16 protein-coding genes and 1 other RNA gene are annotated in these 14,246 nt (G+C 46.0%); 8 read left to right on the top strand and 9 right to left on the bottom strand.

What is annotated here, in order from left to right:
* Nucleotides 1-5 precede the first annotated feature (5 nt).
* Both pfkB and D479_RS04405 read right to left on the bottom strand, forming a co-directional pair.
* Nucleotides 6-920 carry a 1-phosphofructokinase gene (gene pfkB, locus D479_RS04400; RefSeq protein ID WP_008634109.1) on the bottom strand — a complete coding sequence of 305 codons (915 nt, stop codon included), beginning with the start codon at nt 918-920 and terminating at the stop codon, nt 6-8.
* Entirely contained in the window at nt 917-1,666 is a 750-nt protein-coding gene (locus D479_RS04405; RefSeq protein WP_008634110.1) for a DeoR/GlpR family DNA-binding transcription regulator, read from the bottom strand. The genes pfkB and D479_RS04405 overlap by 4 nt, the downstream gene beginning before the upstream one ends.
* A 238-nt stretch (nt 1,667-1,904) precedes the next feature.
* Between D479_RS04405 and secG the strand changes: the two genes are divergently transcribed.
* From secG to rnr, 3 genes are all read left to right on the top strand, one after another.
* Entirely contained in the window at nt 1,905-2,138 is a 234-nt protein-coding gene (gene secG, locus D479_RS04410; RefSeq protein ID WP_008634112.1) for a preprotein translocase subunit SecG, read from the top strand.
* Nucleotides 2,139-2,327: 189 nt separating this feature from the next.
* On the top strand, nt 2,328-3,071 hold the full coding sequence (locus D479_RS04415) for an alpha/beta fold hydrolase (RefSeq protein ID WP_008634114.1): 744 nt from the start codon (nt 2,328-2,330) through the stop codon (nt 3,069-3,071).
* A gap of 42 nt (nt 3,072-3,113) precedes the next feature.
* Nucleotides 3,114-5,405, top strand: coding sequence for a ribonuclease R (gene rnr, locus D479_RS04420; RefSeq protein WP_008634116.1), 2,292 nt, complete (start codon nt 3,114-3,116; stop codon nt 5,403-5,405).
* A 33-nt stretch (nt 5,406-5,438) separates the two neighbouring features.
* Here rnr and D479_RS04425 read toward each other — a convergent pair whose 3' ends face one another.
* On the bottom strand, nt 5,439-5,858 hold the full coding sequence (locus D479_RS04425; protein ID WP_008634118.1) for a hypothetical protein: 420 nt from the start codon (nt 5,856-5,858) through the stop codon (nt 5,439-5,441).
* A gap of 67 nt (nt 5,859-5,925) precedes the next feature.
* A complete protein-coding gene (locus D479_RS04430) occupies nt 5,926-6,810 on the bottom strand; it encodes a GNAT family N-acetyltransferase (RefSeq protein WP_008634120.1) in 885 nt (294 codons plus the stop codon).
* Nucleotides 6,811-6,965: 155 nt separating this feature from the next.
* Here D479_RS04430 and smpB point away from each other — a divergent pair, with 155 nt between their 5' ends.
* Both smpB and ssrA read left to right on the top strand, forming a co-directional pair.
* Entirely contained in the window at nt 6,966-7,430 is a 465-nt protein-coding gene (gene smpB, locus D479_RS04435; protein ID WP_008634122.1) for an SsrA-binding protein SmpB, read from the top strand.
* A gap of 95 nt (nt 7,431-7,525) precedes the next feature.
* Nucleotides 7,526-7,886: a transfer-messenger RNA gene (gene ssrA, locus D479_RS20135) on the top strand.
* Between the two features lie 66 nt (nt 7,887-7,952).
* Here the strand turns inward: ssrA and D479_RS04440 are convergent.
* Nucleotides 7,953-8,888, bottom strand: a complete 936-nt coding sequence (locus D479_RS04440; protein ID WP_008634124.1) for an arginine deiminase family protein — start codon at nt 8,886-8,888, stop codon at nt 7,953-7,955.
* Nucleotides 8,889-9,003: 115 nt separating this feature from the next.
* Between D479_RS04440 and D479_RS04445 the strand changes: the two genes are divergently transcribed.
* On the top strand, nt 9,004-10,305 hold the full coding sequence (locus D479_RS04445; protein WP_008634126.1) for an amino acid permease: 1,302 nt from the start codon (nt 9,004-9,006) through the stop codon (nt 10,303-10,305).
* On the opposite strand, the gene D479_RS04450 is transcribed toward D479_RS04445, so the two are convergent.
* The 3 genes from D479_RS04450 to D479_RS04460 all read right to left on the bottom strand — a co-directional run bounded on the left by D479_RS04450 (nt 10,300) and on the right by D479_RS04460 (nt 12,455).
* Nucleotides 10,300-11,043: a YqcI/YcgG family protein gene (locus tag D479_RS04450; protein ID WP_008634128.1), complete on the bottom strand. Its 744-nt coding sequence runs from the start codon at nt 11,041-11,043 to the stop codon at nt 10,300-10,302. The two genes, D479_RS04445 and D479_RS04450, sit on opposite strands and share 6 nt — an antisense overlap.
* Nucleotides 11,044-11,110: 67 nt before the next feature.
* Nucleotides 11,111-11,731: a LysE family transporter gene (locus tag D479_RS04455; RefSeq protein WP_008634130.1), complete on the bottom strand. Its 621-nt coding sequence runs from the start codon at nt 11,729-11,731 to the stop codon at nt 11,111-11,113.
* A gap of 103 nt (nt 11,732-11,834) precedes the next feature.
* A complete protein-coding gene (locus D479_RS04460) occupies nt 11,835-12,455 on the bottom strand; it encodes a spore coat protein (protein WP_008634131.1) in 621 nt (206 codons plus the stop codon).
* Nucleotides 12,456-12,629: 174 nt separating this feature from the next.
* Between D479_RS04460 and D479_RS04465 the strand changes: the two genes are divergently transcribed.
* The gene (locus tag D479_RS04465; protein ID WP_008634133.1) at nt 12,630-13,232 is read left to right on the top strand and encodes a YpjP family protein; all 603 of its coding nucleotides are present in this window, start codon (nt 12,630-12,632) and stop codon (nt 13,230-13,232) included.
* Nucleotides 13,233-13,302: 70 nt separating this feature from the next.
* On the opposite strand, the gene D479_RS04470 is transcribed toward D479_RS04465, so the two are convergent.
* Nucleotides 13,303-13,680, bottom strand: coding sequence for a helix-turn-helix domain-containing protein (locus D479_RS04470; protein WP_008634136.1), 378 nt, complete (start codon nt 13,678-13,680; stop codon nt 13,303-13,305).
* 135 nt (nt 13,681-13,815) lie between these two features.
* On the opposite strand from D479_RS04470, the gene D479_RS04475 reads away from it, so the two are divergent.
* Nucleotides 13,816-14,246: alcohol dehydrogenase catalytic domain-containing protein (locus D479_RS04475; protein WP_008634138.1), on the top strand; the 431-nt coding region annotated here is incomplete at its 3' end.

A 14,246-nucleotide genomic window follows, 5' to 3' on the forward strand; every position in this document is an offset into this window, starting at 1 on the left:
ACTCCTTATTTAATAGTAGTTAATTTAATTTCTGGCAGTAATTTCTCCACGTCTTCCTGCTGACAAAGGTCATCCTGGAAGGCTGTAGCACTTCCGGAAGCTACGCCGTAGCGGAATGCTTCCTCTTCCGGCTTGCCGTGGTGAAGGGCAGATAGAAAACCGGATACGACAGAATCGCCGGCTCCTACTGAATTCTTCAATACACCTTTCGGAACATTGGCGTAACGAACGCTCTCTTTTCCTACATAAACGGCGCCCTCGCCGCCCATTGATACAATGACGTGCTCCACACCTTTGTCCAAAAGTTTCTTCCCATACTCCGCTGCGAGTTCTTTGGAGTCTATCGTTACATCAAATAACTCTCCAAGTTCATGGTGATTGGGTTTCAGCAGGAATAAAGGAAGGCCGATCAGCTGTTCGAGTGCTTTTCCTGAAGTATCGGCTACTACTTTCGTTCCGTTCTCTGCGCAGATACCTACAACGGTTACGTAGAAATCAGATGGCAGGGAGGAAGGGACACTTCCTGCAAGCACAAGCGTATCGTTCTCATCCATACTGCGGATTTGTGTAAGGAGGGTTTCCTGTAATATTTCTGAGATTTCAGGTCCTGGACCGTTAATTTCAGACTCACCCTGGCTCTTCAACTTAACATTGACACGCGTGTTCTGCTTCGTGTCGATGAAGTCGTGGGATACATTTTCCGCTTCAAGAGCTTCTTTTACAAACGCTCCCGTGAACCCGCCGAGGAACCCGAGTGCTTTTGTTTCGACACCGAGTCTGCCCATGACGCGGGACACGTTGATTCCTTTTCCGCCCGGGTAGTAGAAGGTCCGTTCTGCGCGGTTCAATTCACCGGCTTCGAATCCATCTACATGCATAATGTAATCAATGGAAGGATTCAATGTACAAGTATAAATCATGTAGTCACAACCTTTATGTTCGTTTTGCTTTGATATTCTTTCAAGTCTTCTCCATCATAGTCTGTCACAATTTCAGCATCCGATAGATCGGAAATCTTAGTGAAGCTGACTTCCCCGAATTTCGAGTGATCAATCAATACATAACGCTTCCGCGAAAAACGGATCGTCGTTTGTTTGATAACAGCTTCTTCAGGATCCGGTGTCGTAAAACCGTCCTCCAGGGTGACGCCGTTCGCTCCCATGAAACAGATATCAAAGCGATACTGCTTCAAGTTATCCAAAGCGCCGGCTCCTATGACTGCGCCGGTCCGGTGTTTGACCCTTCCACCTAAGACGTATGTCGCTATCTGATGGTCATTGAGGGCATCCAGATGGGATAGACCGTTCGTTACAACAGTGATGTCGTTTTGCTTAAGGTACGGAATCATTTCGAATGTTGTGGAACCCGCATCAAGAAATATGCAATCGCCGTCCTGTACAAGGGATGCGGCAAATTTTGCTATGTGAGTTTTTTCTTTGTGAAACTTGGTAGCTTTCTCGCGCATCGTCGGTTCCGTATTCGCAGAGCTCTTCAGGGAGGCACCGCCGTGGACGCGTCTCAGCAACCCTTCCTTTTCCAAATGATCTAAGTCACGACGGATCGTTGATTCAGAAGCACCCGTAGCATCGACCAGTTGTTGTATCTTAGCTGTGTGATTGTTTTTGACTGCTTTCAGGATGAGTTGGTGACGATCTGGCGTGAGCATGCACGATCCTCCTCTCCGATGATTCCTACAACCATAATAAAGTAAGCACTTACATAAAGCAACCAAAAATAATCAAAAACAATCAATAACTTTCAACATTATACACGAAATTCGTCAAAATACGCGAAAAACCTACAAAAAATTTTAGAGTGGAATGGATAATTATCTTGCTGGAACAAGGTGTTTATGCTACATTTAAACTAGTTATTTGTACGTCTTCCGGGAGGTGTTGGATATTATGGAAACACTTGCGATTACTTTATTGACGATTGATACGGTTATTTTGATCATTCTGGTTCTTCTGCAGTCAGGAAAGAGTGCCGGGCTGTCCGGAGCTATTTCCGGCGGAGCGGAACAGCTGTTCGGTAAGCAAAAAGCAAGAGGGATTGATGCAGTCCTTCACAGAGCAACTATCGTGACAGGAGTTCTGTTCTTCGTTTTCGCTTTCTTGGCGACATATATTCTCGGGTAAAACAAAATGATGCACATAAGACCGCGCCTATTTTAAGCGCGGTTTTTCTATTTATTCCCCTGCTTCCATGATCTGCATGCATGGAAAGGAAATGCCACTTCTTCTTGCATTTGATAAAATAGAAACGATTGTGTAAGAGAATGAAATTGCGTAATTAGGACAATGATGAAGGTAAGGAGAGAATGACATATGAAAATCAAACAACCTCAGCCATTTACGTTTGAAGGAGGAGAACGTGCGGTATTATTACTACATGGATTCACGGGGCATTCTGCCGATGTGAGAATGCTGGGACGATTCCTTCAAAAGAACGGATATACGGCTCATGCGCCCATTTACAGAGGGCACGGCCGTGAACTGGAAGCTTTGATCGATGCAAGACCGGAGGATTGGTGGAAGGATGTACAGGATTCCTTAAACCATCTAAGGGATTCCGGTTACGAGAAGATTGCAGTCGCTGGTCTTTCCCTAGGCGGTGTGCTCGGATTGAAAACCGCTTATTCCGAACCGATTAAAGGTCTTGTTACGATGTGTGCACCGATGTTCTTCGATAACGAAAAACAGCTCACACAAGGATTTGAATTCAAAGCAAGACAGTACAAACAACTGGAAGGCAAAGATAAAGAAACGATTGATAAAGAGGTAGCTGAGCTGCTCGATGAATCGTCTGAAATGTTCAAACAACTTGGCGCTTTTATCACAAGCGTACACGATGAAGTCGACCAAATCTACACACCGACTTTCGTTGTCCAGGCTGCACAGGATGACATGATCAACACAGATAGTGCTGACTACATCTATGAGCAGGTGGAAGCAGATCAAAAAGATATTAAATGGTACAAAAACTCCGGGCATGTCATTACGATGGATAAGGAAAAGGAACAGCTTCACGAAGATATACTTGAATTCCTTGAATCATTGGATTGGTCATAAACACCGGAGTCTTGTCCTTCATTTAAAAGGAGGTAAGACAAATTGAGTTCAGAATTAAAGCAGAAGATATTAGATTTATTCCAGGAGCATATTTCCAAACCATTATCCGTCGAAGAATTGCAGGATGCATTGGAACTTGATGGGGCTGATTCATTTAAGGAATTAATGAAGACGCTGAACAGTCTTGAAGAGGAAGGGGAGCTCGTTCGTACTAGGAAAAACCGCTTCGGTCTACCGGAGAAGATGAATTTGATCCGTGGCCGAATCCAAATGCATGCCAAAGGTTTCGCATTCCTCATTCCTGATGAGGAAGACAAAGATGATGTGTACATCCATCATTCCGATTTGAATTCTTCCATGAACAATGACAAAGTACTTGTTCGAATTGAGAAGCGGAAGGAAGATGGAACAAGGCCGGAAGGTGCGGTTATCAGAATTCTTGAAAGAGCGACAACCCGCGTGGTGGGGACCTATGAATCCAGCCGCAATTTCGGTTTTGTCATTGCGGATGATAAACGTATCCCTAATGATATTTTCATTCCGAAGGGACAGACGAATGGTGCGGTGGACGGCCATAAAGTCATCGTCAATATCACCAAATTCCCTGAAGGGCGTATGAGTGCGGAAGGTGAAATTGTTGAAATACTTGGTCACAAAAATGACCCGGGTATCGATATCATTTCCATTATATATAAGCACGGAATTAAGGTGGACTTTCCGGAAGAAGTGCTGCAGCAGGCAGCGGATACACCGGAGACAATCAGTGAAGATGAAATTAAGAACCGTCGGGATCTTCGTGATGAAACGATCGTTACGATTGACGGGGCGGATGCGAAGGACTTGGATGACGCGGTTACAGTGAAGAAACTGGATAACGGCCATTTCAAACTCGGTGTTCATATCGCAGATGTTTCCTATTATGTCAAAGACGGATCTCCTATTGATAAAGAAGCGAGGGAACGCGCGACCAGTGTGTATTTGGTGGATCGGGTTATTCCTATGATTCCTCACCGGTTATCGAATGGAATCTGCTCTCTGAATCCTCAGGTGGACAGGTTGACGTTGTCCTGCGAGATGGAAATCGACAGCAGCGGTGAAGTAGTCCAACATGAAATTTTCCAAAGTGTGATCAAGACAAATGAACGAATGACATATAAAGATGTAAACAGCATTCTTGAAGATGAGGATGAGGAACTCATTAAGAAATATGAGAGCCTTGTACCGATGTTCCGGGAAATGGAAAGACTGGCCAGCACGCTGCGCGGAAAACGCATGGGACGCGGAGCTATCGATTTCGATTTCAAAGAAGCCGGCGTCGTTGTGGACGAAGAAGGAAAAGCAGTCGATGTCAAGCTTCGGGAACGGTCGGTGGCAGAGCGTTTGATTGAAGAATTCATGCTTGCAGCCAACGAAACCGTTGCGGAGCACTTCCACTGGATGGAGGTCCCTTTCATTCACCGGATTCACCAGGACCCGGATGAAGAGAAACTGCAAAAGTTCTTTGAATTTGTAGCAAACCTGGGCTATGTCGTGAAAGGCTCTGCCGAGAGTGTTCACCCGCAGGCGCTGCAGAAAGTGTTGGAAGAAGTCAAAGGGACGCAGGAAGACATGATCATATCAAAACTGATGCTCAGATCCATGCAGCAGGCTAAGTATGATCCGCAGAGCCTTGGACACTTCGGTCTTGCAACGGATTTCTATACGCACTTTACATCTCCGATCCGCCGTTACCCGGACTTAATTGTGCATCGCCTGATCCGCACTTACCTTGTAGAAGATAAGCTGGATTATAAGACGCGTAAGCATTGGAAAGATCAAATGCCGGAGATCGCCCGCCATTCGTCCGAAATGGAACGGGCGGCAGTTGATGCCGAACGGGAAACAGATGATTTGAAAAAAGCGGAATTCATGCAGGATAAAATCGGGGAAGAGTTTGAAGGTGTCATCAGTTCCATCACCAGTTTCGGTATGTTCGTTGAATTACCAAATACAGTGGAGGGCCTTGTTCATGTTAGTACTTTAACAGATGATTACTATTCCTTCCACGAAAACCAGTTCGCTATGATTGGAGAAAGGACCGGGAACGTCTTCCGTATTGGAGATGAAGTCACCATCCGTGTGACGAATGTAAATCTTGATGAACGGGTTGTGGATTTCGAAATTGACGGTATGAAGCCCCGTAAACAGCGTCCCCGTCCGGAGCGTCCAAAGCAGATTAAATCCAAAGGACCGGAACGGAAGAAAGATAAGAAGAAAAACAAGCAAAAAGGAAACAAACCATTTTATAGAAATAAAGGCGTTCCTAAAAAAGGAAGCAAGAAAAAGAAAAAATAACAAAAAAGCGTCCATTGCGGACGGCTTTTTTGTTTAGGCACTGAGTTTGTTCTGTACGTTCTCGATGTCTTTTTCGTTGAGGTGACGGGCAGAGGTCTTTAGGTCTACATCGACATAGCGCGCCCATTGAGGCAGCTCCTGCTCGTCGATCAAATGATTGTTCAAAACCTCGCCGTTGTGTTCTGCGCAGATTTGGTAGGAAACGAACAGTCTGCCCTGCATCAGTTCACGATCGTGAGAAACGGAAACAATCGTCCAGCGGTCTTTTTCTACCTGCTCCCAGTCGTCTGCGAGAGCGTCTGTCGTGGAGAGTTGATAGATAGCCGGTTCATTGTGATCGAAGAAGCTTATCGTTCCTTGTTCGTCTTTTGTTATATATCCAGCACTTGTCCATGAAGTACGTCGTAATGCATTACCTTCGTCCAACAGCTGTACGGCTTGAATAAAGTTCATTTTATCATTTATCCTTTCTGGAGAAGAAGTTTCACCATCAGGATTTTAAAGACTAAACCCACTCGTGTCAATACTTACAGGTTGATTTCATTAAAAAGTCAAGATGGTTCCGCTTCCATTGTCCGTACAGGATCCAAGGGTCCTGAAATTCAAAGGCAGTCGTGTTTGGGATGGTTTGGAAGCCTGCTTCGGTAAAGTCAAACCAGCACCCATCATTTTCGCTGTTCTTCTTCCAGTACTCCAGCACGGTTTCATAAAAACCGGGTTGATGAAAAGCATCATCCCAACTGTATTTCACATGGGCATATGCTTCACCTTTTACATCATTTCTAATGATCATAAAACGATCCTCTGCTTTGTTTATGTAGAAAGAGGAAGCTTTCATGTAAGCATCTGTAAAGAATACCTCGTCGTAGGGAAGGGGATAGTAGCATTCATAAGGGAAAACCTTTGAAACGTACTGCATCAGAAGGCTGCGTTTATGAGAGGGATCGGTGACTTCCTCCCAGACAGGCCCTGGTGTGTGCCCTTTCAAGTGCTCTGGTTTCTTAAGAATGACGGCATGAGTAACCGATTCACCGTGAAAACCGAGTTTGGAAAATACTCTTCTCGCTGCTTTGTTGTTTATTTGTGTGTGCCCTCCGAACCAACGGATATTCTCATTTATTTGAAAATCTTCAATAACGCGGGAAAGCAGGTTGGTGGAGCAGCCCTTTCCTTGGTGCCGTCGGTCACTCCGCAGCCGCCCCAGCATCGCATAACGTCCCTTGCCATATAGACTGATGCCGCAGATGGAAAGGAGGGCATCGTCTTCAAACATCCCGTACAAGTACTCGCTATCCGATTCCACTAAACGTGGAAAGATACGCAGCACGTAATCATCTTCTATTCCTGTATCCATTCGCTTAAAGACATCATAGTCGTTTCGTGTTAAGCGCCTTATATCAGCCATCGCTTGTTCTCCTTTTCTATATATACATCCATCTTCTCATATGCCGTTTAAAGAAGTCTATTCTAATAAATCAGATAATTGCGACGTTCGTTTGGAATTGGAAACAACGGGTACATTTGGTACAATAGAAGGTACGCGAAAGAGGAGGAAAGCTTATGCCTAAGGGAAACGGAAAGACATTAGCACAAAATAAAAAAGCACGTCATGATTACCATATAGAAGAGACGTTTGAAGCGGGCATTGTCCTTCAGGGCACGGAGATCAAGTCGATCCGTAATGGACGCCTAAATTTGAAAGACAGCTTCGCCCGGATTAATAAAGGGGAAGTGTTTCTCCATAACATGCATATTTCGCCTTATGAACAGGGGAACATCTTCAATCACGACCCGACTCGGGCGCGTAAACTGCTTCTGCACCGAAAAGAAATCAACCAGCTTATTGGTCAGACCCAGCAGAAAGGGTATTCGGTCGTACCGCTCAAAGTCTATATAAAAAACGGGGTAGCGAAGGTTTTAATTGGACTCGGTAAAGGGAAGAAGAAATATGACAAACGGGAAGACTTGAAGCAGAAACAGCAGAAGCGGGAAATTGACCGCGCCATGAAAGACAGCCTGCGGTAGCTCCGGGTTGAAAAAATAAATGTTTCTGTTATAATAATATTTGTCGTCAATATGACATTGGATACAGCTTGACTGTACTCCCTTTTAATCCTAACGGGGACGTTACGGATTCGACGGGGATAGGTCGAGCTCGGGTCGCGAGTCGAGCGACGTCTCGTAAACCGTCATTTGCCTATAATAACTGGCGAATCTAAACAAAACCTAGCTGTAGCTGCGTAAGTAGTCTATAGCTGATCCTTCCCGGCATCGCCCATGTGCTGGATGAAGGGTCTCAAACTGAAGTGGGCTACGCGTTTCTCCACCGCCTGAGGAGAGACGAAGAGACTAATCAGGCTAGCTCCTCGGAAGCCTGTTGATAGGCCGAAGAGGTAGTGAATGATAATATATCAACTACGCCCGTAGAAGCCCGAGTGCCGATATCTCCGGACGTGGGTTCGACTCCCACCGTCTCCACCAATACATACTATTGGTGGTTTTTTATGCTTAAAAAACAGAAAGCTGCCCCTGAAGGAGCAGCTTTTTTTATTCTCTTGTCACAGGCAGCGTCATGCAGCGTATTCCACCACCGCCTTTTTCCAGTTCATCAACATCAATTTCAATCAGCCGCTTCTTTCGGAAGACATCTTCTTTAAGAATTTTTTTGTTGGCTTTCGTACTGATCAGGATGGTTTCCGGATCCAAATTAAGAAAGTTAATATCTGCGACAGTATGCTTTACATCATCGGTCCACACGGGGGAATAACCGTGACGCTCAAGGAAGGGGCCTGTCATCATATACGAAGCACCATCCTCCTTCCATACTTCCACAGGAAAGAAACGCATGTAGCTTTTGCAGAGGATGGAAGTCGCACCTATGATGGCGCAGTTCATATCCAAGTGCATTTCCGCTCCTTGTCGGGGCAGATCAATGATACCGACTTCTGAGAATCCGCTTGCAAGCAGTCGATCTTTCAAAAGTCGTGCGCTCTCGTGACTGGAGCGTAATCCTACATTGATAAAGACGGCATCTCTGCTGAGAAGGAGAACATCTCCAAATTCGAGCGCGTGCAGAGGATCGTTCCAGTCAACAGAATATTGGTCAGGACTTGTCCATTTCTCAAAAAGAGGATGCGCAAGCCGGTATTCCGGCCGTCTTAGAGAGGTGCCAGCTTCACCAGGGATGAATATCGATCCGAAACTGCAGGCAAGATCTCTTGTGAAATAACGGTTGATTAATTGTTTATGGGTGTTTTGGTCCTCTTTAGACAAGTAATTGCAGTAGTTGATCACTTCCACACCCTCTGTCTTCATCGCATCCACCATGCCTTCGAAAGAGGCCCTAGCTTTGTCGGATTGGACGGGCTTTTCCCACTGCACATAATCCGCAGTTTTCTGATCGGGAATATCGAGACAGGATGGTGTACAGACGATGACAGTCTTCAAACGATCAAATTCATTCCAGCAGTTCGGATTCAGCATAACACGTTCCCCCTGGTCATTTTTAAATTTAGTTTGTCCCTACGTGCTTTATCCATTCGTTTACATAAACTTCTCATTTCCCCTAAGACTAAGAAATAAAAAGGGGGAGAAAACCGTGGATGGAAAGCTGACTTGGTGGCAGATGTCCTTCATAGGCGTGGGCTGTATTATCGGAACAGGATTTTTCTTAGGGTCAAGCATAGCGATAGAACTGGCCGGGCCGTCGGTCCTTGTTTGTTATCTGGCAGCCGGAATCGGTACCTATATCGTTTTTCACGCCCTTGCTTCTATGACGGCACACCATCCAGAGAAAGGGTCCTTCCGTACGTATGCGAAACAGGCATTTGGAACGTGGGCGGGATTTGGGAACGGTTGGCTGTACTGGTGCTCCGAAATGCTTATTATGGGGAGTCAATTAACTGCCTTAGCAATATTCGCCAGGTTCTGGTTCCCGAATGTGCCTCTTTGGTTGTGTGCGGCCTGTTTCGCGGTGCTTGGTCTGAGTGTGTTGTGGATCGGTACACAATTAATTGAGAAACTTGAGAATATATGTGGGCTGATTAAATTGGCAGCACTCGTCATGTTTCTTATCTTAGCGATTGTCGCTCTCTTCGGGGGCTTTGAGGAATCCGCCGGACAAACCCTTTCCTCTCCGCTGGAAGAATTTTTCACGCAGGGGTTCAACGGGATATGGGCAGCTCTGATCTTTTGTTTTTATGCCTTTGGTGGAATAGAAGTGATGGGGCTGATGGCAAAGGAATTAAAAGATCCTAAGGACGCATTAAGGTCGGGTAAGTGGATGCTTCTTGCGTTGACGGTCCTCTATATTCTGGGGTTCTGGCTTGTTATGGAGATTGTTTCGTGGGCAGCGATATCGCCCGATGAGAGTCCTTTTCTTTCGGCCTTGAAGACGTTCTCCCTTCCGTTGGTCCCTGATATCTTCAACGGTCTTTTGATTGTTGCCGGATTTTCGACGATGGTCGCCTCGCTGTATGCTGTCACTACGATGTTAATGACTTTAAGTGAGGAGGGGGATGCTCCGGCTCGGTTTAAGGAAGAGAAATCGGGAAGGGTTTCCGGAGCAGCATTCTTGCTTACTGTGATCGTGGTCGCCGCTTCGGTTATTCTCGCCGTCTGGCTGCCTGAGACGATCTTCGAGTATATCACCACGGCTGCGGGACTGCTCCTTCTTTATAACTGGGCATTCATCCTCCTCTCTTATTATAAATTAATGGCTCGGGCATGGTTTGCCAAGATCAGGGTTACAACCGGTCTCCTGCTTCTATTGTCAGCGGTGACAGGTACACTTCTTGAAAAGATTGCAAGAACCGGCTTTTATGTAAGTCTGCTGTTTCTCATTGTGATCGCAATTGCCACCTATATAAAGCAAAAACAGTCTCCGATCATGAAGTCATGATCGGAGACTGTTCCATTTCTGTTTCATTGCCATAAACGGGCACTTAGAAGGCGAGGTATTCTCTTCTGCCAGGAAATATTGTTTCCATTCGTGGTTATTCTCTTCTCCGTACCACTTAAGGGAAGGGTGGATAGGGAGGTCATCATAAATAGAAAGACGTTTCCTTATAACATTCTGCAGTTTTCTCCCTAGCGGAGTGGAGGCGTTTATTTTTTCAAATACAAAGCGGGGCTGGAAGGCGAGAAGCAGATAAGGAAAGTGTCTGCTCTTCCTTCGTTCGTGAGCGGGAGTCGCGCAGAAAGCGAAGTAAGGCTCTCCGTCGTAACAGAATTCCCAGGCAGGATCTGATGGATCAAGTGGGATATGTTCGGGCCATTCTCTTTCGTCCGCAGCGTGACATTCATTTAGAAGGTTCCAGAACAACGACTCATAATCTTTGATTTGATAAGAATGGAGGCAAGGCTCACACAAAACGACAAGAGAAGCGTAATCACCCGTTTCTCTTGAAATTGTTCCGTATTGCTTTAAAATTTGTCCAAGTGTTTCCGGCGCAGCGGATCCGCTTGGATCGGATAAAAATGCGAACCGCAGCATATCCGCTTTGAATCCTTGGATACCGGGAACACATGGATAGGGGCTCTCTCTGGAGAGCATCATTTCGGAAAAGCTTGTGAAGGCTTTAGACTGCCAAGTGGTTCGTTCCGGAGCATTCTCCAGTTCTGTTTTTCTGTAAAGCATAAACAAGCGCGCTCCTTCCTGGGGATACATACCTATCGTATGGAAGGAGGAGAATGAGGGTGTTTGTCTATCCGAAAATCATTCGGTATGCTTGAAAGCCAAAATACACTCCGAAGCCCATCAGCATGATTCCGGACGTAATGGATACGCCGCGAAGCAGTCGTCCGGTGAGTAGACGGCGTGCGCCGGATGCGGCGAGTGCCATCAGGATGTCCCATAACATGATGCCGAGAAATATGCCGCCGCTGTATAGAAGTATCTCTGCGTCATCATATCTGGACGAAACCTCGGCGAGAATGGAACCGTAAATCCCCATCCAAAACAGAATGTTCAAAGGATTTGTCAGGGCCATAAGGAAGCCTGTCCGAAACGATTTCCTTTTCGAGCTGCCGGATATGTGCTCCTCTTCGTTCCACCCTCCGGAGGAGTGGATACTTTCCACTCCCGTATAGAGAAGAACGAAAGCCCCGAACGACCAGAGGAAACTCTTAACAAGAGGGAAATCGACATACTGGGCCAGTCCAAGATAAATAAGCAGCATAAACAGGGCATCTGCTGCCATCGCTCCGATTCCGACAAGCCATGCATGGAGAAAACCGTAACGAACTCCTTTGTCCAACTGGGCGGCGTTAATAGGACCGAGGGGAGCGGATAGGGAGATGCCGAGTAGTATGTAACTGAAAAACATCCAATTCCTCCTTTATGGGAGCGGTTGTTTCTATTATACGATGCTTCTTTTCAACATATGAAAGAGGAAAGAGGCCCGGGCAGCCGGATCTCTTTCCTGTAGATCAGTGCATTTGGTTTTGGGACTGCACCGTCGTATAGCTTTGCAGCATTTGATTCATGTCCTGCTGCTGCAGCTGCGGCACTTGGTAATAGCCATGTTTGTTCTGATAAAGAAAAATCTCATAGCTCATTTCAATGAAGTTGGGAACGCTGTCTGCGATGACACGACGAAGAACGGGGTTTGTCATCTCAAGCGCGGTCATGGAAAGGAGTGTTGCAAGTCCTTTCGTTTGGCCGAGCATATAGGCGGAAAGACCATTCTCAGAAAGATCATTGACAGACTGATTCGGCTTTTTCGGTTGCCCAGGCTTGATTCCATAGACGACTTCATTACTCTGCTGCATTTTATACTGCTGTGTGTCTACAGATGGATCCTGTCCGCTGCGGAAGCTTTCCACAATGGTATTGTAGAGCTGAGTGACGAACATTTCCTGACGCTTTAAAATATCCCTCAACTCTTGATCCTTTATATGCTGGTCGTACATTTGATACTGGTCGAGCATCGTTATGATTCCAGCAATGACTTCATGAGCGTCAAACAGCTCATGCCCTCCATGGGCCTGGCTCGTATGGTTCGTCGGCATTTGCGCCTGTTGTTGGGCTTGGTTTTGAGTTACGTTCATAGATACATCCTCCTTAAGATCTTGGTACATCTTATGGATTCCCAAGCTGGCTGTATTCATGAATAGTAAATGATGCATAGTATTTTGGAAGCGATTTCAGCGCATGTATGGACAAGCTGTCTGAAAATGGTATACAATTATAAATAAGTGATTACATAAAAGGGAGTAAATGCAATGAAACCGTTGATGAAGAGAATATTCGTTGTTCTTATATCCGTTATGACATTGGGGATGTATGTCCCTCCCATTCATATAGATGCAGATGCTGCAGAGAAGAAACATATCGCAGGGGAAGGGTCCATTAAAGAACAGAGCGGCCTTCTTTCCGAAGAAGAACTTGATTTAGACGCACCGCCGTTCGAAGCGCAGACATCAGAGCAGCGTATTCAACAATTAACGGAGTCTGCGAAATCACAGACGGTGATCAAGATGGGACCAAGAATTATAAAAAAAGTGGACGCTGATATGACTTCGGAGATTCTTCCGAAAATAGAAGAGGTCGTCACAGATCTTTTGGTGAACGCCGGGGATGAAGAAGTACCATATTTGGAGATAACAGAAGAGCCGACAGCAGGTTATGGAGAGAAGATATTTAATGTATATAACCAACGGACAAAAGAAGAAATAGCCAGATTCCATGTCCGCAGAGATAAACGGCCGGGCGAAGGGTACTGGTTCAATTTCCATTACCATTTGAAAGATGATCAATTTGTTAAGCACCATCAAATCGGTGAGGTATACTGGGAGAAGAATACTCCCCCGAAATGGATGTCCTAAGTATTTTATTTCTTACCTGAGTGAAGTATGAGGCGTGATAAAGAAGGAGGCCGTAACAGGGCCTCCTTTTTTAGTTCTGTTCCTTTATAAAATCCGTTTGCGTCCAACACCTGTTCATTTGAATTCCGTGGCCCTCTGCGTACTCATCACCCCAGCGGCACATCGCGTACAAAGCAGGCTGCAGACCGCGGCCGAGATCTGTCGTTGTATATTCTACCCGCGGGGGTACCTCATCATAAACAGTGCGTTCCACCAAGCCGTGTTCTTCCAATTCCCTTAATTGCTGTGCCAGCATCTTACGTGTGATTCCCGGCACGGATCGCTGCAGTTCGTTGAAACGCTTCGTACCCTCGTTCAAGTTCCATAACAGAAGCACCTTCCATTTCCCTCCAATGATATCGATGACGAGATCGATGGCGCATGTATATTCCGGTTGTAATTTCTTCATATTCATTCCTCCAAATAAACCGCCTATGTTACTGTCTGGTAACTACGTTACGGAAAAGTGCCTTCTTGTCCGCAGACCGGCATCTGTTTTAGTATAGAGGATGAAAGTGTGAATGTTAAATAAAGGAGTGTCATCATGAAAGCATTGGTTCTTAAGAATAAAAATAAATGGCGTGAGATGCAGATAGAAGAAGTGATTACCCCGGATCCTGGCAATGGAGAAGTACTGGTGGAGGTACAGGCGGTAGGACTGAATCCAGTGGACTATAAAACAGGTACGAACGGCAACCCGGCATGGAGTTATCCTCATATTCTCGGGTTGGACGTTGCGGGTACGATTGCCGGGGTCGGAGAGGATGTACAAGGATGGAAAGTTGGAGACCCGGTCGTCTATCACGGGGATCTGCGCACGAGCGGAGGATACTCGGAATTTGATGTAGCAGATGCGGATATTCTGTCCCGCATTCCGTCGGGAGTGTCTTTTGCTGAAGCGGCTGCTCTTCCTACCGCTGGATATACGGCTTACCAGGCTGTCCATCGGAAGCTTCCTTTAGATCGTGTGAATTC

This window comes from Halobacillus sp. BAB-2008 (genome assembly GCF_000328325.1).
Taxonomy (GTDB): Bacteria; Bacillota; Bacilli; order Bacillales; family Halobacillaceae; genus Halobacillus.

Excerpts from the sequence above, each read along its gene's own strand:
- pfkB (WP_008634109.1), bottom strand. The coding sequence starts at position 920 with ATGATTTATACTTGTACATTGAATCCTTCCATTGATTACATTATGCAT.
- D479_RS04405 (WP_008634110.1), bottom strand. The coding sequence starts at position 1,666 with ATGCTCACGCCAGATCGTCACCAACTCATCCTGAAAGCAGTCAAAAAC.
- secG (WP_008634112.1), top strand. The coding sequence starts at position 1,905 with ATGGAAACACTTGCGATTACTTTATTGACGATTGATACGGTTATTTTG.
- D479_RS04415 (WP_008634114.1), top strand. The coding sequence starts at position 2,328 with ATGAAAATCAAACAACCTCAGCCATTTACGTTTGAAGGAGGAGAACGT.
- D479_RS04425 (WP_008634118.1), bottom strand. The coding sequence starts at position 5,858 with ATGAACTTTATTCAAGCCGTACAGCTGTTGGACGAAGGTAATGCATTA.
- D479_RS04430 (WP_008634120.1), bottom strand. The coding sequence starts at position 6,810 with ATGGCTGATATAAGGCGCTTAACACGAAACGACTATGATGTCTTTAAG.
- smpB (WP_008634122.1), top strand. The coding sequence starts at position 6,966 with ATGCCTAAGGGAAACGGAAAGACATTAGCACAAAATAAAAAAGCACGT.
- D479_RS04440 (WP_008634124.1), bottom strand. The coding sequence starts at position 8,888 with ATGCTGAATCCGAACTGCTGGAATGAATTTGATCGTTTGAAGACTGTC.
- D479_RS04450 (WP_008634128.1), bottom strand. The coding sequence starts at position 11,043 with ATGCTTTACAGAAAAACAGAACTGGAGAATGCTCCGGAACGAACCACT.
- D479_RS04455 (WP_008634130.1), bottom strand. The coding sequence starts at position 11,731 with ATGTTTTTCAGTTACATACTACTCGGCATCTCCCTATCCGCTCCCCTC.
- D479_RS04460 (WP_008634131.1), bottom strand. The coding sequence starts at position 12,455 with ATGAACGTAACTCAAAACCAAGCCCAACAACAGGCGCAAATGCCGACG.
- D479_RS04465 (WP_008634133.1), top strand. The coding sequence starts at position 12,630 with ATGAAACCGTTGATGAAGAGAATATTCGTTGTTCTTATATCCGTTATG.
- D479_RS04470 (WP_008634136.1), bottom strand. The coding sequence starts at position 13,680 with ATGAAGAAATTACAACCGGAATATACATGCGCCATCGATCTCGTCATC.